We start from the raw sequence: 17,694 nt of genomic DNA on the forward strand, positions 1-17,694 counted from the left end.
CGCCGCACGCCCGGTGGCACCGGGGCCGGCAGCGGCTCGGCGGCTCAGCGGGTCACAGGGTCGCCGTGGGGCTGTAGGTGGTGCCCCAACCGCCGGTGGGCGGGTTGTAGCCGCTGGGGTAGGTGACCGTTCCCTGGGAACCGGTCTGGTACTTCCCCGGGGCGTAGGCGGTGTAGGCGTTCGCCGAGAGCATCTTGGCCGACCAGGTCTCCATCAGGTCGCCGGTGATGAGCAGCGCGCCGTTCTTGTAGAGGCTGGCGGTCATGGTCAGCTGGGCCACGGGGGCGGTGCAGGAGATGCTCGCCGAGCCGTAGACGATGCTGCTGGTGTGGATGGGGATGCTGGAGGTCAGCGTGCAGGTCAGGTTGGTCTGCGCGGTCCGCGGCGTCCTGGTGATGGTGGCGTGCGCCGCGCCGCTCGACACCTGCGCCGTGGTGACCCCGGCGGGGAGGGTGACCGTCGTGCTGGTCCCGCCGGCGGTGGCGGCGGCCGTGGCGGTGCCGGCGGTGCCGATCATCCCGCCGAGGCCGAGGGCGGCGGTGGCCGCCAGGGACAGCAGGGTGTGGGTTTTCGGGCGGGACACGGACACGGGTGCCTCCTTGATGCCGGGCCGGGGCGGCCTGCTGGCCGGGGACCCCAGCATGGGGTCCCCGGCCCGGATCGGCGGTTGTGGCGGGGAGGTTGGCGCGAATGCGACGGAATGATGGGGATCATTGGCGGATTTCGATTCCGAATCCTCCGCGCTTCTGCCCCTTCGCCTCCACCCTTCGGTCCCGAGCGGAACCAGCGATTCAGCAGGAGCTCCGGACGGTGCCTCAGTCGATCCCGAGCTCGCCCATCCTGCTCCAGCCGGTGGCACCCTCGATGACGGTGCTGACGATCTGCGGCGCCCGCTGGACCAGCGGGCGCATGGTCTCCAGCCCGGCCCGGAAGTGGTCCGAGTTGACGTGGGCCTCGCCCGCGCCGTCCTGGAACGCCTCGACCAGCACGTAGGTGTCGGGCTCCTCCGCGCTGCGCGACCACTCGAACCACAGGTTGCCGGGCTCGGCGCGGGTCGCCCGGGTGAAGGCCTCGACATGGGAGAGCCAGGAGTCGGTGTACTCCGGCTTGACCGGGAATTTCACGACGATGAAGATCATTCAGCGAGTTTACGACGTGTCCGGAGGATCGCGTCGGATCAGCGCGGGGGAGGGTCGCGGGCTTGTCAGGCAGGCCCCGGGTCCTCGAACCGGTCGAGCAGCAGCTCCCGGACGGCGGTGCGCAGCCAGCGGTGGGTGGTGTCGGCATCGTGGCGGGGGTGCCAGGCCATGCCGAAGGGCAGCGGCGGCAGTGGCAGCGGCAGAGGGAAGGTGGTCAGGTCCAGCGCCTGGGCCAGGGCCCGGTTCTGGCCCGGGATCAGGCCCACCAGATCGGTCTCGCGCAGGACGAACAGCGAGGAGCTGAGCGATCCGACCGTCGCACACACGGTTCGGGTGAGGCCGAGATCGCGCAGGGCCCGGTCGACGGGCCCCTGCATCCGGGCGCGGCGGGAGACGATCAGGTGCTCGGCGGCGGCGAACCGCTCGGGTGTCACGGCCGCCGCCAGCAGCGGGTGTCCGGCGCGGACGACGCCGACCATCCGCTCGTCGTAGAGGTGTTCGACCCGCACCTCGGGCAACTGGTTGTCGATGACGCCGATTTCGAGGTCCGCCACCCCCTCGCGCAGCACGGGGTCGTCCTGGTGGCCCTCGGTCAGGAAGCGCAGCCGCACCCCGGGCGCCTCGGCGCGGACCCGGGCGAGCAGCGCGGGGAGCAGCATCGCGGGCAGCCCGTCGTAGGCGATCGCGGTGAAGGTCCGCAGGGCGGTGCGCACGTCGGTGTGCCCGGTGGACAGGAACAGCGCGCGGGCGCGTTCCACCAGTTCGCGCACGTCGGCGTGGATGGCCAGAGCGCCCGGGGTCGGGACCATCCCGCGCCCGGCCCGCACCAGGACCGGGTCGCCGAGCGCGGCGCGGATCCGGCCCAGCGTGCGGCTCATGGCCGGTTCGGACAGGTGCAGCCGGGCGGCGGCGCCGCGGACGCTGGACTCCTCGATCAGGACGTCCAGCGCGAGCAGCAGATTGAGGTCCAGGTTGGATTGCGTCACACGCAATGTCTCCTTGCAAAAGTTGCACTGGTCGACAGGTCCCGGACGACTCTACGGTGTTCCCGACCCCACCATCACCCTGCTCCCGGGAGCCACCGTGCCTCGCCCTGCCCCGCCGCGCCCCGTCCACTCCGCTCCGCCCGGCCCGACCCCGCCGACCCCGCCTGCCGCAGCCGCACAAGCACCCGCTGCCGTACCCGCACAAGCAGCCGCTGCCGCACCGGCCCTGCCCCGCTCGCTGCTCCTGGTGCTCTGCGCCTGCGTGGCGCTGGCGCAGAGCATGGTCGCGGCGGTGAACCTGCTGATCCCCCGACTCGCCGCCGGCGCCCTGCATCCGACGCCGGGCCAGCTCCTGTGGGCGGTCGACGCGTACGTGGTCGTCTTCGCCGGCCTGCTGATCCCCGCCGGCGCCCTCGGCGACCGGTACGGGCGCAAGCGCGCGCTGCTGGCGGGGCTGCTGCTCTTCGGCCTGGGCACCGGAGCGAGCGCGGCTGCGCCCGGCATGGACTGGCTGATCGCCGGCCGGGCGGTCTGCGGGGCCGGAGCGGCCCTGCTGATGCCCGCCACGCTGTCGCTGGTCGTGCAGCTGTCCGGGCCGGCCGAGCGCGGCCGGGCACTGGCCGCCTGGACGCTGTCGGTCGGGCTCGGCGGCCTGGCGGGGAACCTGGCGGGCGGTCTGGCCTGCCAGTTCCTCGGCTGGCGCGCGCTGTTCGCGGTCATGCCGGTGCTCGCCGTGCTGCTGGGCCGTCTCGTCACCGTCCGGGTGCCGCAGACGGCCCGCAACCCGAAGGCCGTGGTGGACCCGGTGGGTTCGGTGCTGCTCACCGCGGCCGTGCTCGTCCTGGTCGACGCGATCGTCGAGGGACCGCACCAGGGCTGGACCTCCCCGCGGGTGCTGGGCGCCTTCGCGGTCGCGGCCCTGCTGGCGGCCTGCTTCACGGGCCACGCCTGGCGTGCGGCGCAGCCGCTGTTCGACCCCCGGCTCTTCCGCTCCGCCCGGCTGCGCGCGGCGGTGCTGGGCACCGGGCTGAGCTTCTTCGGGCTGTTCGCGCTGTTCTTCGTCAACGCGCAGTTCCTGCAGTACGCCAAGGGCTACTCGCCGGCACTGACCGGGGTGGCCGTGGCGCCCGTCACCCTGGGCATGATCCTCGTCCCCAGGCTCGTCGCGCGCTTCGCCCCGAACCGCGGCCCGGGTCCGCTGGCGGCCGGTGGGCTGGCGCTCATCGGCGCCGGGCTGCTGCTGGTCTCCACCTGCGACGCGCACACCGCCTACCCGGTCTACGCCGCCTGGCTGCTCCTGCTGTCGATCGGCCTGGGCCTGTGCGCACCCGCCCTCACCGCCACCGTCGTCGGTGAACTCCCGCCCGCCCAGGCGGGTCTGGGTGCGGGACTGAACACCGCCGCGCGCGAGGTCGGCGCGGCGCTGGGCGTCGCGGTGGTCGGCTCGCTGCTCGCCTCCCGCTCCACCGGGGTCCCCGGCACGCCGCAGGAGGTCGCCCGCTTCACCGCCGGCATGGACCTGGGCCTGCGCGCCGTCGCGGTGACCGTGCTGGCCGGCAGCCTCGTCGTCGCCGTGGGCTACCGCACCCGCACCAGCGCCCGGACACGGTCGGCGGCCCCGCTCGCGCCGTCCCCGGCTGAGCCGTCAACGGCTGCTCAGACCTCGCTGCCGTCGTAGACCCGGAGCAGCACCTGCTGGAGGGCCTGCGGGCCGGCGGGGCCGGTGACCATCAGGAAGTAGTTCTCGTCGTACCAGGTGCACATGCTCCGGCCGTCCCGCTGCTGGTAGCACGCCGTGGCGCCGGCGATCGACAGCCGCGGGTGGGTGACGGCGACGCCCTGGCCGGACGGGGCATGGGCGGCGAGCCAGGGGCCCGCCTGGCCGCTGTTGCGCGACGTCGTCACCGCCCAGTTGCCGGCGGCGCCCGGGGAGTCGCCGTAGACGCCCTGGTTCAGCTCGGTCAGTCCGGAGGCGGAGAGACCGGAGGAGGTGAGCCCGGACGTCATGTCGCCCGAATCGGTCAGGACGTTGCTGGACGAGCCCAGTTCGCGCTGGTGCTCGACGGTCTTCGGCAGGTTGATCGCCACCGGGTCGTGCCCGGTGCCCGACGCGTCCGGGTGGTCGTCGGTCAGGAACAGCACCCCGATCAGCGCCGCCAACGCGGCCACGATCAGCACACCCGTCCCGATCCCCGTCCGCCCGTCGTTCCCCCTGGACATCGCAGAGCCCCCCTTGCCCCTCGTTCCGACCGACTATGACAGCCCGTCGGACGCGAGCACAGCCCCACCCGGTCGCTCGGCGCGGGGGCGGACCACCGCCCCCGCGCCGAGCAACCGGCGGCACCGGTCACCCCATGCTCTTGGCACCGTCCAGCGACTCCCGGATGATGTCCGCGTGACCGGCGTGCTGCGCGGTCTCGGCGATGACGTGCAGCAGCACCCGCCGAGCCGACCACTGCGCGCCGGGCTCGAACCACGGAGCCTTCGGCAGCGGATGCGTGACCTCGAGGTCGGGCAGCGAGGCCACCAACTCGTCGGTCCGGCGGGCCACCTCGGCGTACTCCTCCAGCACCCCGGCCAGCGTCTCGCCCGGCAGCATCCGGAAGCCGTCGCCCCAGTTCGCGAAGTCCTCCTCGGTCATGGCACTGAAGTCGCCCATCGCCGAGGGGCCCTTCACGATGAACTCCGCCCAGCCCCGCTCGGTCGAGGCGACGTGCTTGATCAGCCCACCCAGACACAGCTCGCTGGCCGTGGTCCGCAGGCCCGCCTGCTCGTCGGTGAGGTCACGGGTGGTGAACCGCAGGAAGTGCCGGTGCTTGGCCAGCACCGCCAGCAGGTCCGCCCGCTCGCCAGTGGTCGCCAACGTGTCGTCGTTCATGGTCCCAGCCTTCCGTCGTTCTCGTTCCCTTGCTGACGACAACGCTAGGGGCCAATGAGGTCAGATCCTGTCCTCATTGGCGTCAGTCGGACACCGGGCAAAGAGAATTCCGCCGAGCGCGCTCTCGGCCGAGCGGAGCGTCAGCTGCGCCTCGACCGCGAAACCGGCACCCTCGAGCCATTCGGCCAGCCGGCCGGGGCGGCGCAGATGGATGTGGACCTTCATCGGATGCCCGCCGTAGCCCTGCGTCTTCAGTCGTGATCCGTCGCCGACGTGGAAGGCGAGCAGCAGGGGGCCGCCGGGGCGCACCACCCGCCGGAAGTGGGCGAGGACCGGGCCGACCTCCTCGTCGGGGAGGTGGATCAGCGAGTACCAGGCGACCAGGCCGGCCACCGAGGCGTCGGGCAGGTCGAGATCCGTCATGGAACCGACCTCGAACCGCAGCCCCGGGTGGTCCCGGCGGGCCAGCTCGATCATCGCGGGCGAGAGGTCGATCCCGAACGCGTCCACGCCCAGCCCGTGCAGATGCGCCGTGATCCTCCCCGACCCGCATCCCACGTCCGCGACCGGCCCACCGCCGGTGGCCCCCACCAACTCGGCGAAGAGCGTCAGGACGGCGCGCTCGTAAGGCGTCCGGTCGAGCAGGTCGCGCACCTGGTCGGTGTAGCAGGCGGCGACGGTGTCGTAGGACGTCCGGGTGTCGGCCAGCCAGCCGTCGGTACTCATGGGCGGTCACGGTAGTGCACGGCCGAAGCCGGCCCGGCCGCGGGTTGCGGGCGGGCCGGCTTCGGTCAGCTGGCAGGCGTTCAGGCGGTCGGTCAGTCGGCCGGGCCGGTGGCCAGGGTGAGGGTGGTGCTGTGCTGGGTGCCGTCGGTGTCGAGCCACTGGACGCTCACCTGCTTGCCCGGGGTCTGGCCGACCATCAGGTCGGTGAGCGAGTCCGGGCCGGACAGGGTGTGGCCGTCGACCGCGGTGACCTCGTCGCCCTGGGTGATGCCGGCCTGTGCCGCCGGCGAGCCCGCGATCACCCCGGCGACCATGACGGCGCCGTTGTCCGAGCCGTTCGCGCTGCCGTTCCCGCCGTTGTTCCCAGCGCCGTTCCCGCCGCCGCGGCCGTTCGCCGAGCCGGAGGAGACCTCCAGGCCGAGGAAGGCGGTCGGGCCGATGTGCACCGCGGTGCTCGACTTGCTCGCGGTGATCTGGTGGGCGATCGGGAGCGCGGTGTCGATCGGGATCGCGAAGCCCTGCTGCGGGCCCTGCTGTGCGCCGCCCTGCGACTGGGAGCCGGCCGTGTCGATGCCGACCACCGCGCCGGTGGAGTCGACCAGCGCGCCGCCGGAGTCGCCGGGCTCGACGTCCGCGTTGACCTGGATCATGCCGCTGAGCTGCTCGCTGGAGCCGGTCGCCTCGTCGCTCGCGGTGAGCGACTGGTCCAGCGCGGTCACGTTACCGACGGCGGCGGAGGGGGTGCCGGTGCCGCCGGCATTGCCGATCGCGGTCACCGCGTCGCCCACCGCCACCTTGGCGGAGTCGCCCAGCTTGGCGGTGGTCAGGCCGGAGGCGCTCTTGAGCTGGAGGACGGCGAGGTCGCCGTTGCGCTCGTAGCCGGTCACGGTCGCGGTGTAGGTGCGGCCGTTGCCGACGTCGGTCGCCTGGATCGCGGTGGCGCCGTCGATCACGTGGTTGTTGGTGAGGATCTCGCCGTTCGCACTGAGCACGATGCCGGTGCCGGCGGCCCTCGCGTCCTGGTAGCCGACCGTGGTGTTGATGATCACCAGGCCGGCCTCGGCCTTGCTGACCGCGTCGGCCGGGGTGAGCGCGGTCGGCGTCACCTGCGAGGTGGAGGACGACGTGCCGTTGGAGCTGTTCCCGGACCGCAGCGCCTGGTCGATGCCGATACCGGCGCCCACCGCGAGCACCAGGGCGGCTGCCAGGGCGACCGCCCGGCGGCCCGGGTGCCGCCGCCGGGGCGGCGGTGGCGGCGGGTAGTAGCCCCAGCCCGGCAGCGGGCCCGGCGGGTAGTTCGGCGGCGGCGGCGCCGCGTGCTGCGGGGGCGGCCCGGGGACCGCGGTGTCGGGCCGTGGCGGAGGGCCCCAGCCGCCGGGCGGCGGGCCGGTGTGGCCGCCGGTCTGCGCGTTGCCGAATCCGTCCGGTGCCCCTGCTTGCTGCTGTTCGTTCATGACAGCCCCACCTGTGACATCCGTGCCGATGACATCTCTGGCGGCGGCCTCTGGACGGCCCGTCTGCCGGATGCCGAGCGGGGCCTGCCTCTCCTCCATGATGCGAGGCGGACGGTACGAGCACCGTAAACGGTTGATGAGCTACGCCTTGAAACCGTCACACCCGGCGGCCTTCCGCCCGGCGGCCTTCCGCCCGGCGGGCGTAGCCCGGCCCCACCGTCACCGCTCGGCCCCGCCGCCTGACCCCTTGCGCAGTTCGCCGAACACCGCCCAGGCGACCGACACCACCGGCACCGCCACCACCGCCCCCACCACGCCCACCACCAGGCCGCCCGCGGCGACCGAGAGCGCGACGGCGACGGGGTGGATCCGCGCCGCCCAGCTCATCACCAGCGGCTGCAGCACATGCCCCTCGATCTGGCCGATCACCACGATCAGGGCCAGTACCAGCAACGCCGTCCACGGCCCCCGGGTGGCCAGCGCGACGGTGGAGGCGACCGCGAGGGCGACCGGCGAGCCGACCAGCGGGACGAAACTGGCCAGGAACTCCAGCATGGTCAACGGCAGCACCAGCGGTACCTGCAGCACGAGCAGCGCGACCGCGACCAGCAGCGCGTTGCTGGCGGACACGATCATGATGCCGCGGGTGTAGCCGGCGAAGGTCCGCCACGCGACGCGGCCCACCCGGTCGCAGCGCGGACGTCCCCCCGTGGGCAGCTGCGCCACGAACCAGTCCCACATCCGGTCGCCGGAGTAGATGAAGAAGATCGCGCAGAACAGTGCCAGGGCGGTCCCGGTGACCACCTCGAAGATCCGGCCCGCGTTGCTCAGCGCCGTGCTGACCAGGGCCGAACGGTGGGCCGAGAGGAACTTGCCGACCTTGCTCGGCAGGTCGGCGACCGTGTGCGCGGGCAGGTGCAGCGGTGGACCCTGTGCCCAGCGTTCGATGCGGTTCAGGCCGCCGTGGAACTCGGTGCCGAGCTCCGCCGAGTGGCTCGTCTCCAGTGCGACCGCCAGCGCGAGCAGCCCGGCGAGGACGGCCGCCGCGGCCACCACCGTCAGCACCAGGGCCAGCACCCGCGGCAGTCCGCGGGCCAGCAGGTTCGTCAGCGGGCGCAGCACGGCGGTGAGGACCAGCGCGACGAAGACCGCCGCCGCCACGAACTCGACCCGCTGCAGGACGACGAAGACGGCGTAGCCCAGCGCCCCCAGCAGCAGCACCCGCCACGCGTACCCGGCCGCCACGGCCAGGCCGCGCGGGACCGTCGCGGCCGACCGGAGCCGCGCCCCGGGCGACGGGCGCATGGTGCGGGAGGCCGGCCGCCCCGGCGCACGCGCCGGTGTACGCCCTGCCCTGCGCGCCCGGGAGCGACGGCGAGGTCCCTCGCGGTGGTGCCGACCGTCCGCCTCCCTGTCCACCTCTCGCACACTAGGGCCGATCACGAGGGAAGAGCGGCTCCATACGCCAGATGGGGGATGAACCCGGCGACCTGCGGTGGGACGATGAAGGAAGCCCTGCGGTGTCACGACCGGAACGCCTCGAAACGAGGACGATCATGATCAAAGTCCTTCTCGTCCTACTCTGCTTCGTCCTGCCGTGGCTCGCGGTGCTGATCAAGGACGGCCCGAGCCTGAAGGTGCTCTGGGCCTTCCTGCTCCAGCTGCTGGGCCACATCCCGGGAGTCGTCTACGGCATCTACCAGGTCGTGAAGGACTGAGCACCGGCGCCGGGCGGTCGGGGGTTGAAGGCACCACGTGGGCCAGGCAGCATGATCGAATGATCAGCGCCTGCCTGGAGAAGCCGTGACCCCGACGATGACGTTGACCGCGATCACGCTCGACTGCGCCGATCCGCTGGCGCTGATGGCATTCTACCAGCAGGCCACCGGCCTCGAGCCCCACCCGAAGTCCGACGCCGACTTCGCGGGTGTGAACGGCGAGCACGGGCTCTTCATCGGTTTTCAACGCATCGACGACTACCGGGCGCCGCGCTGGCCCGACCAGTCCGTTCCCCAGCAGTCCCACCTCGACTTCGCGGTCGCGGACCTGGATGAGGCCGAGGCGCGCCTCATGGCGCTCGGTGCGGGCAAGCCGGAGCACCAGCCCGGCGGCGAGCGGTGGCGGGTCCTCACCGACCCGGCGGGGCACCCGTTCTGTCTGGTGCAGCGTCAGGAGCCTTGAGCACGGAGGCCGTTACCTGGAGGGCCCGGGCTCGTTGACCGTCGTGGTCGGCTCCGTCCGGCCGTGGACATGTGATCATCCCGGCAGAAGGAGAGAGCCATGACGGACACGCAGGCGACCACCGTGACCCGCAGCGGAAGCCCGGACTCCGCGGTCGACCGGGTGGCCGACTTCTACGGTGCGTACATCGACGCCGTCTCCGACGGCACCGACGACCTGTCGGACCAGCTCCGCGCCCACTACCTCACGCAGGACCTCCGGCAGCGCCTGGCCGCCTGGGAGGAGGCCAACCACGCCGACGGTGTCCTGCGCGCCCAGGACGTCCCCACCGCCTGGGAGGTGAGCTACCAGGACTCGGGCGCCGGCCACCTGTTCACCACGGTCACCCTCACCTGGGGCACCGGCCCGGACGCCGGGAAGACCCGGCTGGCGGTGCAGAGCGACCTGAGCACCAAGCTCATCTCGGACATCGAGGACGCCCCCGCCGGGTCCTGAGGAGGCCCCGTCCTGCGGCGGCCTCGGTGATCGCCCGGTGAGGCGGGCGTCACATCCGTGCGTGTCACAGTCGGTCGCGCTGCTCTGTCCCAGAGGGCATCAGCAACAACGACACGGGAGCGCACGATGAATGCTCGGCTGAACGTCTTCGAGAACCAGGTCGCGGTCAAGTTCGGGAAGCACCTCGTGGCGGCGGGCAGGGTGCTCGCCGATTCCACGCTGCCGGCCGCGACGCAGGAGTTGGTGAAGCTGCGTGCCAGCCAGATCAACGGCTGCGGCTTCTGCGTCGACATGCACACCAAGGACGCCGCGCACGCGGGGGAGAGCTGGACGCGCCTGAGCCTGGTCGCGGCCTGGCGGGAGGCGACGGTGTTCACCGACGCCGAGCGTGCCGCCCTGGAGCTCGCGGAGCAGGGCACCCGGATCGCCGATGCGGCCGGCGGAGTCACGGACGAGGCCTGGGCGAACGCCGCCAAGTACTACGACGAGGACCAGCTCGCGGCCCTGGTGTGCACCATCACCCTGATCAACGCCTTCAACCGCGGGAACGTCATGATCCAGCAGCCCGCCGGCGCCTACCAGCCGGGCCAGTTCGCCTGACAGGCCCGCCACGGGCGGCGCCGGCCCGGGGTCAACGCCAGGCCGGCGCCGGGACGGCGGTGCGTCCGGGGTGGGCGGGGCCCGCCGTGGCCGGCGGGTCGAGCCGGGCCAGCAGGGCCCGCACCCCGGTGCTGCCCGTGTGGCGGCGCAGCGCCGCGCACACGGTGGCCAGCGTGCCGGCCAGTCGCTCCGAGGCCACCAACGGCTGCTGGTCGAGGAGTCGGGAGAGCACGGCGCAGGCCCGTTCCAGGTGGCCGTGGGCGAGATGGAGTTGGGCCGCTCGCACCGTGGTGACCGCCCTGGCCAGGTGTTCCCCGGCCGGGCGCTCGCGTGCCGAGAGCGCGAGCGCCCGCAGTGCCCCCTCGCCGTCGCCCAGGGCGGCGAGCGCCTCCGCCTCCTGGTGCGCGTAGGAGGCCCAGTGGTAGCCGCCGATGCCCGGCTCCGGCTCGTCGGCGTGCTCCAGCAGCCGGTGCGCCCGGGTCAGCAGGGCGAAGGCCGCGGCCCGGTCCCGGCAGCCGGCGGCGCCGAGCGCCTGCTGGCCGAGGACGAAGGCGGCCTGCCGGTCGGGCAGCCGGTCCAGCTGCGCGGCTGCTGCCTCGGCCAGGTCGCGGGCGTGGCGCCGGTGTCCCAGGTAGTGCGCCTGCACGCTCAGGGCCCGCAGCGCCAGACTGTGCCGGCGCGGGTCGGCGGCCTGCGCCGCGAGCGAGGCGGCGGCCCGGTAGTAGCCCTGGGCGGCGCCCTGGCGCTGGGCGTCGAAGTAGGCGAAGCCGGTGAGGTAGGACAACTCCGATGCACAGCAGAGAAGTTCGCGGCGAATGCCGGGTGGGGAGGAGGCGCGCAGCCAGTCGGCCATCGCGGTGGCCAGGAAACCGGCCACGGTGCGGCGGTAGAACGCCGCACCGGCGGACTGCTCGCCGGCCAGCGCGGATCGCAGCAGATCCTGGGCCGCGCGCAGGTGTGCGGTGCCGATCCGGGCCGGCGCGGCGGCGCTCGTGCCGGGCGCGTCGGCAGGGGGCTCCCCGGTCCCGGGCTCGCTGATCCCCGCAGGCTCCTCGGCCGGCACGAACTGACGGTACGTCAAGGTGTAGACCAAGGCCGCGGGGTCGGTCTCGCAGCGGGCCAGCGTGACGAGCGCCGCCGCTCCCGGTCCGTCGGGCTCGGCCGGCGCAGGTGGTGCGCCGTCCCGCCCGAGCCCGGTCTGCTCGACCGGGACCGGGCGCCCGAGTGCCCGGGAGAGCACCTCGGCGACGAGCTGGGGCACGGGCGGCGCCGGGCGTGACCCTTGGAGCCAGTGGGCCACCGCCGTGCGGTCGTAGGTGTACCGATGGCCGTCGACCAGGCCGGCCCGGTTGACCGCCCGGGCCAGGCGTTCGCCGCTCCAGCCGGCCTCCTGGAGCAGGGCCCGCAGGTGCGGGTTGGGGGTGCGTGCGGTGGCGGTCATGTCTCTTCCTCCTCGCGGCGGCGGCGAACATGGGTGGCAGCAGGTGGCAGGTGGCAGGCGCTGGAGGGCGGGGGCAAAACAGTGCGCAGTGCGCAGCGGGCGGCGTCGACGGGCCTGATTGCTTGCGGTCGTGGGGGCGGGGCCCGGTGGGCGCGCGGCCTGATCCGGCGAGCGCATCGTAGCGGTGCCGGGACGGCCCGCGGGCTCGCCTCCTCCCGGCTCAGCCGCGTGGCGAAGGGGCGCGCCGGAGCGCGGGTCGCAGCGGAGCCCACCCGTGCGCCGCGCCAAGCCGCCACACCAGCACCGCACCTGACGCCACGTCACCTCAGGCGCTCCGTTCCGCGTGCGGCCGGCCCGTGCAACGCCGCGCGGTGCTCAACACAGTCGATGCCCGGGCGGCTGCCGCCGGAGAGCCGGACCGCGTTCCATGGAAGGCACCGGTCGGCCGGCGGCCCGCAGCACGCGGCACGGAAAGGGCACCCACGGTGAACCAGTCACTCGCACCCCCATGGATCGTGCACGCCTTCGGCGGACAGGGCGACCTGTCACTGTCCGCGGCGTGGCGGGCGGCCGACCGGCTGCCCGGGCTGCGCGACGCGTTGGCGGAGGTGTTCACCCGCGTCGATCCGGTGGCGCGCGAACTGGGCCTGCCACCGCTGCGCACCAGGCTGCTCGGCGCCGAGCCGCCGCCCGCCCACTGGCTGGCCGGCCAGGCCCCCGGCACCGCCCAGCTGGCCCTGTTCGGGATCAGCCTCGCCGTGCACCGGGCCCGGCTGGCCGGGGGTGTGCGGCCCGCGCTGCTGCTCGCCGTCAGCTTCGGCGAGATCCCCGCACTGACCGCCGCCGGCGGCTTCTCGCTGCCCGACGGCGCCCGGTTGGCGGCCCGGCTCGGGATGCTGCTGCACACCGCGCCCGGCGGGCTGACGATGCTCGCGGCCTCGGCCGACAGGCTCGCCGAACTGCTGTGCCAGGCACCAGAGGTGGTGGTCGCCTGTGTCAACCATGCCGAGGAGACGGTGGTTTCCGCACCACCGGGCCCGCTCGCCGCCTTCGAGGCCGCGGCCCGAGCCGCCGGTCTGCCGGCCGCCCGGCTCCAACTGCCGTTCATCGCGCACCATCCCGCGCTGTGGCGACAGGCCGACACCTTCGAGCGGTTCGCCATGAGCCTGCCGCACCGGCCGCCGGTGCTCCCGGTCCACTCGGCGGTCGCCGGGCGGGCCTACCGCGGTGCGGCCGAACTCCCGCGTGGGCTGGCCGACTGCCTGGTGCGCCCTGCCGTCCTGCCGCCCGTGGTGCGCGCCGCCGTCCGGCCGGGCGACCTGGTGGTGGAGATGGGCACCGGACAGGCGTTGGCACGGGCCGTGCTGCGCACCGAGCCGGCGGCCCGCGCCCTGACCCCGGTCGGCGACGCTGCCCGCCGGCCCGACCTGCCCGTGCCTGCGGGCCGCCCCCACGAGGAGCACGGATGATCCAGCCGCCGACCCCGGCACACACCCGCCGCCGTTCCGTCACAGCCGTCCGCCTGCCCGCCGAACGGTGGGAGAGCCTGCTGGCCGCGGCCGTCCGCCCCGCCGGGCCGGGCACCGGGACCGGCGCCGACCCGCTGGCCCTCGACACCTCCGCCCACCTGGGACTGCGCCGGCTCGCCGCGGTGCTCCCACCGGCCCTGGAGGCCGCGCGCGACCCCGAACTGCTCGCCACCGTCAGTGCGGTGACCGCGCTGGCCGACCCCCCGCTGTACCAGACCTTCCTGTCGCACTACATCCTGTGCGCCGGTTCGGTGGCCCGACTGGGCACGCCGGATGCCGATCCCGCGGGGGAGCTGGCCCACGCCTGGGCCAAGGGCTCCTTCATGGTCACCGAACTCGGCGACGCCGGAAGCCACTTGAACATCCGTACCACTGCCGTTCACGACCCGGCGACCGGGACCTTCCGACTGGAGACCCCCGACGAACGGGCGGCCAAGTTCTCCAGCGTGGCCGCCGGCGGCCTGCCGCAGAAGGCGGTCGTCTGTGCCCGGCTGATGGCCGGCGGCCGGGACTGCGGGGTCTTCTCGTTCCTGGTCGACATCACCGACGCACAGGGGCGCCCGGCTCCCGGGGTCCTGGTCTCCAGCCCGCTCGCGGTCGGCGCGCTGCCACTGCCGTACGCCGCGGTGCGGTTCACCGGCCCGCGGCTGGACGCGGCGCGCTGGCTGGCCGATGGCGCCGTCATCGGTCCGGACGGCGTGCTGCGCGACCCGCTCGGCTCGCCGGGTGCCCGGCTGCGCCGCACCCTCGAAGTGGGCCGGCTGCTGTGGGCCACCCTGCCGGCCGCGATGGCCGCCGTCGCCACCCGATCGGCCGCCCTTACCTGGCAGTTCAGCGCCCATCGCCGCTCGCACGGTGCATTCGCGGGCGGGCAGCCGGTGCTCGGGCACCGGCCCCAGCTGCGCGCGGTGGCCGGTGCCCTCGCTGAGGCCTTCGCCCTGCGCTGCGCGGTCGCACCGGCGCTCGGCCACGCCACCGCTGCTGCCACCGCCACCGCCACCGCCGCCACCGCTGCCGCCGACGGCGCTGGCCCGGCCTTCGCGCCCTGGGCGGCCGTCGACCAGACCCTCGCGCTGCACAAGGTGCTCGCGACCCGAGGTGCGGCAGACATCCTGATGAACTGTCAACATCGTTGCGGTCTCGCAGGGTTCATGGACCGCAATCTGCTGGCCGGCTACCTCGGACTGGCCCGCTCCTTCGAACACGCCGGTGGCGACAACACGTTGATCCTGCTGGACACCGGCCGGGCGCTGGCCGAGGGGCCGCCGCAGGCACCCCCGCCCGCCGTGCCGGCCGATCCGCTCGACCCCGCCTGGTGGCCCGGCACCGTTGCCGCCCTGCGGTACCGCCTGGCCGAGCACCTGCAGCGCGACCTGGCGGCCGGCCGGGAGGCGGGCCGCCGCGACCTCGCGCTGTGGAACCCGCTGCTGGACCGGGCCCAGGCGCTGGGCTGGGCCGCCGCCCTGCAGCTGGCCGCCCGGTCCGTCGCCGGCTCTACGGGACCGGTCGGCCAGGTGGGACCGACGTCGGCGCCCGCTCTCGACCCGGCGCTGCACGCCACGGTGGCCGCCCTGTACGGCGTGCGCCTGGCCCGCCGCTCGGCCGAGGCCCTGCTCGCCGTCGGGCTGCTCGACCCCGGCCGTGCCCGCGCCCTGGCCGCGGCCGAGGACCACCTCGTCGAAGTCCTCGCTCCCCAACTGCCGCTCCTGGTCGAGCAGCTGGACCCGGAGCTCGCCAACTCCGCCAGCCCGCTGGCCGATCCCGACTACGCCGCCGGGCTCGCCGCGGCGCTCACCTGGCCCGTCACCGGGGAGCGGCGATGACCGCGGGCGCCGACCGGGCCGTCGGCATCCTCGGCATGGGCACCCACCTGCCCCCACGGGTGCGCACCAACGAGCAGGTGGCCCGGGCCGCCGGGGTCACCGCGGCCTGGATCCAGGAACGCACCGGAGTGCTGCGACGCCACGCGGCCGCGGCCGACCAGGCGGCCTCCGACCTGGCCGCCGAGGCGGTGCGCGCCGCCTGCGACGCCGCCGGGATCGACCCGGCCGAGCTGGACCTGCTGGTGTGCGCCGGTTCCACCCCCGACGAACTCGGTCCGGCCACCGCCTGCCGGGTGCAGGCCCGGATCGGCGCCGCCCGTGCCTGCGCGCTGGATGTCGGTGCGGCCTGCTCGGGCTGGCTGTTCGCCGCCAGGGTGGCCCACGACTGGCTGCGCGGCGACTCCGGCAGCAGGTACGCGGCCGTGGTGGGGGTGGAGGCGTACTCGAAGTTCGTCGATCCGGCCGACCGGGGCACCGCCGTCCTGTTCGCCGACGGTGCCGCAGCGGCGATCCTCGGCCCGGTGCCGCCGGGCGGCGGCTTCCACGGCTTCCGGCTGGGCTCGGACGGCACCGGCGCGCACCACGTGCTGATCCCGGCGGGCGGCAGCCGGCGCCCCGCCGACGCCGCGAGCCTGGCCGACGGCGGCCACCGGATCCACATGGACGGGCGGGCGGTGCGCGACTTCATCACCGCGGTCTTCCCGGCACTGGTCGAGGACGAGCTGACCCGCCACCACCTGACGATCGACCGGATCGACGCGGTGGTGGCCCACCAGCCCAACCCCGTCCTGCTGCGGCGGCTGGGGGAGAAGATCGGCATCCCGCCCGACCGGCTGATCGTCACCGGCGACCGCACCGGCAACATCGGTGCCGCCAGCGCGCCGTTCGCCCTGGCCACGGCCGCCGCCGAGCACCGGCTGCGGACCGGCTCGCTGGTCCTGCTCTGCGTCTTCGGCGCCGGCCTGACCTGGGGCAGCTCGCTGCTCACCTGGACCGGCGCACCGGCCCGCGCCGACCGGCCCGATCCCCTGGCCCTCGGGCCCGACTTCGCCCGCCAGTCCGGCCTGGCCCGCCAGTCCGACCTCGCTCGCCGGCCCGACCCCGACGTCCAGTTCGACCCCGACCCGAGGAGCAGCACATGACGACCCTCGACAGCTTCCGTCTCGACGGCGCCCGGATCCTGGTGACCGGCGCCTCCCGGGGCATCGGCCGCGCGGTCGCGTTCGCGCTGGCCGAGGCCGGCGCACGGCTCGCGTTGGGCGCGCGCACCGCCGAGGCCCTGAAGGAGAGCGCCGACCGGATCGGCGGGCTCGGGCCCGCGCCCGTGCTCGCCCCCGGCGACCTGGCCGAGCCCGGACGCGCCGCCGAGGTGGTCGACACGGCCGCGGCACTGCTCGGCGGCCTGGACGGCGTGGTGCACAACGCGGGCATCCTGCCCACCGCGCCCGACGGCACACCGCTGCTGCTCCCGCTGCAGCTGCTGCCCGAAGCGGCCTGGCAGGAGGTGGTCGCGGTCAATCTGAACGCCACCGCCGCGGTGTGCCGGCAGGCGCACCGCCACCTGTCGGCGGCCGGCGGCGGCAGCCTGCTGCTGATGTCCTCGGTCGCCGGGGTGATCGGCGCACCCCTGCTGGAGGCCTACGCCGCGACCAAGGCGGCGCAGATCTCGCTCGCCCGCAGTATGGCCACCGGCTGGGCCCGCCAGGGCATCCGGGTCAACGCGCTCTGCCCCGGCTGGACCCGCACCGACCTGACCTCCTTCGCGCACGCCGAGGGCCCGCTCAACGACTGGCTGCTCGCCCATGTGCCGCTCGGCCGTTGGGCCGAGCCCGCCGAGGTGGCCGCCGCGGCACTCTTCCTGCTCTCGCCCGCCGCCGGCTACCTCACCGGTCACGCCCTGCTGCTCGACGGCGGCCTGTCCGTCGCGGACGGCGGCCTGGCGGGCATCCCCAAGCCACCGCCCCCGTTCGGCGAACCACCGGTGGGGGAGGACTGAGAGTTCGCCGGCGGGCCGGACCCGGATGCGCCAAGCTCGCCCGGACGAGGCGGGGAGGCGCGATGCGGACCGGTGGGCAGTCGGACCTGGCCCTCTTCTGCGACGACGAGGGGGAACCCCGTCCGCATCACCGTGCTCGGCCCGCTGGAGGGTGTCCTTGGCGGGCTCGCAGCCGAGATCGTCGTCGACACGCCGTTCGTGACCGGGCGGTTGGCGCTCTCGCTGTGGCACTCCCGGCTCCGGCTCCTGGGCGCAGGCGCTGGACCGGCTCCAGGCGGGCGAGGACATCGCGTGGCTGCGGGGCGAGCGCGGACCGTCCGTGTCCATCCACCTCGCGGGCGAGCGGGACTGCCCGGAGGTGGTGGTCGAGGACGGTCTCGTCTCGATGGCGACCGTCCGGGTCCCCGTCGACCTGCCCGCCGACTGATCGCGACCCACCGCCGGCT

Annotated in this window: 18 protein-coding genes and 1 pseudogene; 10 read left to right on the forward strand and 9 right to left on the reverse strand. The window is 74.4% G+C overall.

From position 1 onward, the window contains the following. Positions 1-52: 52 nt before the first annotated feature. From OG500_RS35750 to OG500_RS35760, 3 genes are all read right to left on the reverse strand, one after another. Complete coding sequence (locus tag OG500_RS35750; RefSeq protein ID WP_329586507.1) at positions 53-583, reverse strand: hypothetical protein; 531 nt, start codon at positions 581-583, stop codon at positions 53-55. 232 nt (positions 584-815) lie between these two features. Then, positions 816-1,139 (reverse strand): putative quinol monooxygenase, encoded by a 324-nt coding sequence (locus tag OG500_RS35755; RefSeq protein ID WP_327071009.1) that lies wholly within the window; start codon positions 1,137-1,139, stop codon positions 816-818. Positions 1,140-1,204: 65 nt separating this feature from the next. After that, entirely contained in the window at positions 1,205-2,131 is a 927-nt protein-coding gene (locus tag OG500_RS35760) for a LysR family transcriptional regulator (protein WP_329586511.1), read from the reverse strand. Between the two features lie 91 nt (positions 2,132-2,222). Here OG500_RS35760 and OG500_RS35765 point away from each other — a divergent pair, with 91 nt between their 5' ends. Beyond that, complete coding sequence (locus OG500_RS35765; protein WP_329586514.1) at positions 2,223-3,803, forward strand: MFS transporter; 1,581 nt, start codon at positions 2,223-2,225, stop codon at positions 3,801-3,803. Here the strand turns inward: OG500_RS35765 and OG500_RS35770 are convergent. The 5 genes from OG500_RS35770 to OG500_RS35790 all read right to left on the reverse strand — a co-directional run bounded on the left by OG500_RS35770 (position 3,782) and on the right by OG500_RS35790 (position 8,488). Then, positions 3,782-4,345 (reverse strand): hypothetical protein, encoded by a 564-nt coding sequence (locus OG500_RS35770; RefSeq protein ID WP_329586517.1) that lies wholly within the window; start codon positions 4,343-4,345, stop codon positions 3,782-3,784. The genes OG500_RS35765 and OG500_RS35770 overlap by 22 nt on opposite strands. Before the next feature lie 127 nt (positions 4,346-4,472). Beyond that, positions 4,473-5,003, reverse strand: a complete 531-nt coding sequence (locus OG500_RS35775) for a DinB family protein (RefSeq protein ID WP_327071013.1) — start codon at positions 5,001-5,003, stop codon at positions 4,473-4,475. 60 nt (positions 5,004-5,063) lie between these two features. After that, the gene (locus tag OG500_RS35780) at positions 5,064-5,729 is read right to left on the reverse strand and encodes a class I SAM-dependent methyltransferase (protein ID WP_329586521.1); all 666 of its coding nucleotides are present in this window, start codon (positions 5,727-5,729) and stop codon (positions 5,064-5,066) included. A 92-nt stretch (positions 5,730-5,821) separates the two neighbouring features. Further along, positions 5,822-7,183, reverse strand: a complete 1,362-nt coding sequence (locus OG500_RS35785; protein ID WP_329586524.1) for a S1C family serine protease — start codon at positions 7,181-7,183, stop codon at positions 5,822-5,824. 219 nt (positions 7,184-7,402) lie between these two features. After that, a complete protein-coding gene (locus tag OG500_RS35790) occupies positions 7,403-8,488 on the reverse strand; it encodes an AI-2E family transporter (RefSeq protein ID WP_329586527.1) in 1,086 nt (361 codons plus the stop codon). Positions 8,489-8,739: 251 nt separating this feature from the next. Here OG500_RS35790 and OG500_RS35795 point away from each other — a divergent pair, with 251 nt between their 5' ends. The 4 genes from OG500_RS35795 (at position 8,740) to OG500_RS35810 (ending at position 10,459) form a co-directional block, all read left to right on the forward strand. Beyond that, positions 8,740-8,901: a YqaE/Pmp3 family membrane protein gene (locus OG500_RS35795; RefSeq protein ID WP_327071017.1), complete on the forward strand. Its 162-nt coding sequence runs from the start codon at positions 8,740-8,742 to the stop codon at positions 8,899-8,901. Between the two features lie 97 nt (positions 8,902-8,998). Further along, positions 8,999-9,364 carry a VOC family protein gene (locus OG500_RS35800; protein WP_327071801.1) on the forward strand — a complete coding sequence of 122 codons (366 nt, stop codon included), beginning with the start codon at positions 8,999-9,001 and terminating at the stop codon, positions 9,362-9,364. A 99-nt stretch (positions 9,365-9,463) separates the two neighbouring features. Further along, entirely contained in the window at positions 9,464-9,859 is a 396-nt protein-coding gene (locus OG500_RS35805) for a hypothetical protein (protein WP_329586529.1), read from the forward strand. Between the two features lie 126 nt (positions 9,860-9,985). After that, positions 9,986-10,459: a carboxymuconolactone decarboxylase family protein gene (locus tag OG500_RS35810; protein ID WP_327071019.1), complete on the forward strand. Its 474-nt coding sequence runs from the start codon at positions 9,986-9,988 to the stop codon at positions 10,457-10,459. A 31-nt stretch (positions 10,460-10,490) separates the two neighbouring features. On the opposite strand, the gene OG500_RS35815 is transcribed toward OG500_RS35810, so the two are convergent. After that, positions 10,491-11,900, reverse strand: coding sequence for a hypothetical protein (locus tag OG500_RS35815; RefSeq protein WP_329586532.1), 1,410 nt, complete (start codon positions 11,898-11,900; stop codon positions 10,491-10,493). Between the two features lie 485 nt (positions 11,901-12,385). Here OG500_RS35815 and OG500_RS35820 point away from each other — a divergent pair, with 485 nt between their 5' ends. The 5 genes and pseudogenes from OG500_RS35820 to OG500_RS35840 all read left to right on the forward strand — a co-directional run. Then, a complete protein-coding gene (locus OG500_RS35820; protein ID WP_329586535.1) occupies positions 12,386-13,369 on the forward strand; it encodes an acyltransferase domain-containing protein in 984 nt (327 codons plus the stop codon). Further along, complete coding sequence (locus OG500_RS35825; RefSeq protein ID WP_329586538.1) at positions 13,366-15,252, forward strand: acyl-CoA dehydrogenase family protein; 1,887 nt, start codon at positions 13,366-13,368, stop codon at positions 15,250-15,252. Before OG500_RS35820 ends, OG500_RS35825 begins: the two co-directional genes overlap by 4 nt. After that, positions 15,249-16,394 carry a 3-oxoacyl-ACP synthase III family protein gene (locus OG500_RS35830; RefSeq protein ID WP_329586541.1) on the forward strand — a complete coding sequence of 382 codons (1,146 nt, stop codon included), beginning with the start codon at positions 15,249-15,251 and terminating at the stop codon, positions 16,392-16,394. Before OG500_RS35825 ends, OG500_RS35830 begins: the two co-directional genes overlap by 4 nt. Continuing rightward, positions 16,391-17,248, forward strand: a complete 858-nt coding sequence (locus OG500_RS35835; protein ID WP_329586544.1) for an SDR family NAD(P)-dependent oxidoreductase — start codon at positions 16,391-16,393, stop codon at positions 17,246-17,248. The genes OG500_RS35830 and OG500_RS35835 overlap by 4 nt, the downstream gene beginning before the upstream one ends. 256 nt (positions 17,249-17,504) lie before the next feature. Then, positions 17,505-17,675: pseudogene (locus tag OG500_RS35840) on the forward strand (DUF5959 family protein); the annotation flags it as partial. Between the last annotated feature and the right edge of the window lie 19 nt (positions 17,676-17,694).

This window comes from Kitasatospora sp. NBC_01250 (assembly GCF_036226465.1).
Lineage (GTDB): Bacteria > Actinomycetota > Actinomycetes > Streptomycetales > Streptomycetaceae > Kitasatospora.

What these genes read in the sequence shown, in the direction of transcription:
- OG500_RS35835 (WP_329586544.1), top strand. Translation starts at nt 16,391, where the DNA reads ATGACGACCCTCGACAGCTTCCGTCTCGACGGCGCCCGGATCCTGGTG.
- OG500_RS35825 (WP_329586538.1), top strand. Translation starts at nt 13,366, where the DNA reads ATGATCCAGCCGCCGACCCCGGCACACACCCGCCGCCGTTCCGTCACA.
- OG500_RS35810 (WP_327071019.1), top strand. Translation starts at nt 9,986, where the DNA reads ATGAATGCTCGGCTGAACGTCTTCGAGAACCAGGTCGCGGTCAAGTTC.
- OG500_RS35805 (WP_329586529.1), top strand. Translation starts at nt 9,464, where the DNA reads ATGACGGACACGCAGGCGACCACCGTGACCCGCAGCGGAAGCCCGGAC.
- OG500_RS35790 (WP_329586527.1), bottom strand. Translation starts at nt 8,488, where the DNA reads ATGCGCCCGTCGCCCGGGGCGCGGCTCCGGTCGGCCGCGACGGTCCCG.
- OG500_RS35770 (WP_329586517.1), bottom strand. Translation starts at nt 4,345, where the DNA reads ATGTCCAGGGGGAACGACGGGCGGACGGGGATCGGGACGGGTGTGCTG.
- OG500_RS35795 (WP_327071017.1), top strand. Translation starts at nt 8,740, where the DNA reads ATGATCAAAGTCCTTCTCGTCCTACTCTGCTTCGTCCTGCCGTGGCTC.
- OG500_RS35815 (WP_329586532.1), bottom strand. Translation starts at nt 11,900, where the DNA reads ATGACCGCCACCGCACGCACCCCCAACCCGCACCTGCGGGCCCTGCTC.
- OG500_RS35830 (WP_329586541.1), top strand. Translation starts at nt 15,249, where the DNA reads ATGACCGCGGGCGCCGACCGGGCCGTCGGCATCCTCGGCATGGGCACC.
- OG500_RS35785 (WP_329586524.1), bottom strand. Translation starts at nt 7,183, where the DNA reads ATGAACGAACAGCAGCAAGCAGGGGCACCGGACGGATTCGGCAACGCG.
- OG500_RS35800 (WP_327071801.1), top strand. Translation starts at nt 8,999, where the DNA reads ATGACGTTGACCGCGATCACGCTCGACTGCGCCGATCCGCTGGCGCTG.
- OG500_RS35780 (WP_329586521.1), bottom strand. Translation starts at nt 5,729, where the DNA reads ATGAGTACCGACGGCTGGCTGGCCGACACCCGGACGTCCTACGACACC.
- OG500_RS35775 (WP_327071013.1), bottom strand. Translation starts at nt 5,003, where the DNA reads ATGAACGACGACACGTTGGCGACCACTGGCGAGCGGGCGGACCTGCTG.
- OG500_RS35755 (WP_327071009.1), bottom strand. Translation starts at nt 1,139, where the DNA reads ATGATCTTCATCGTCGTGAAATTCCCGGTCAAGCCGGAGTACACCGAC.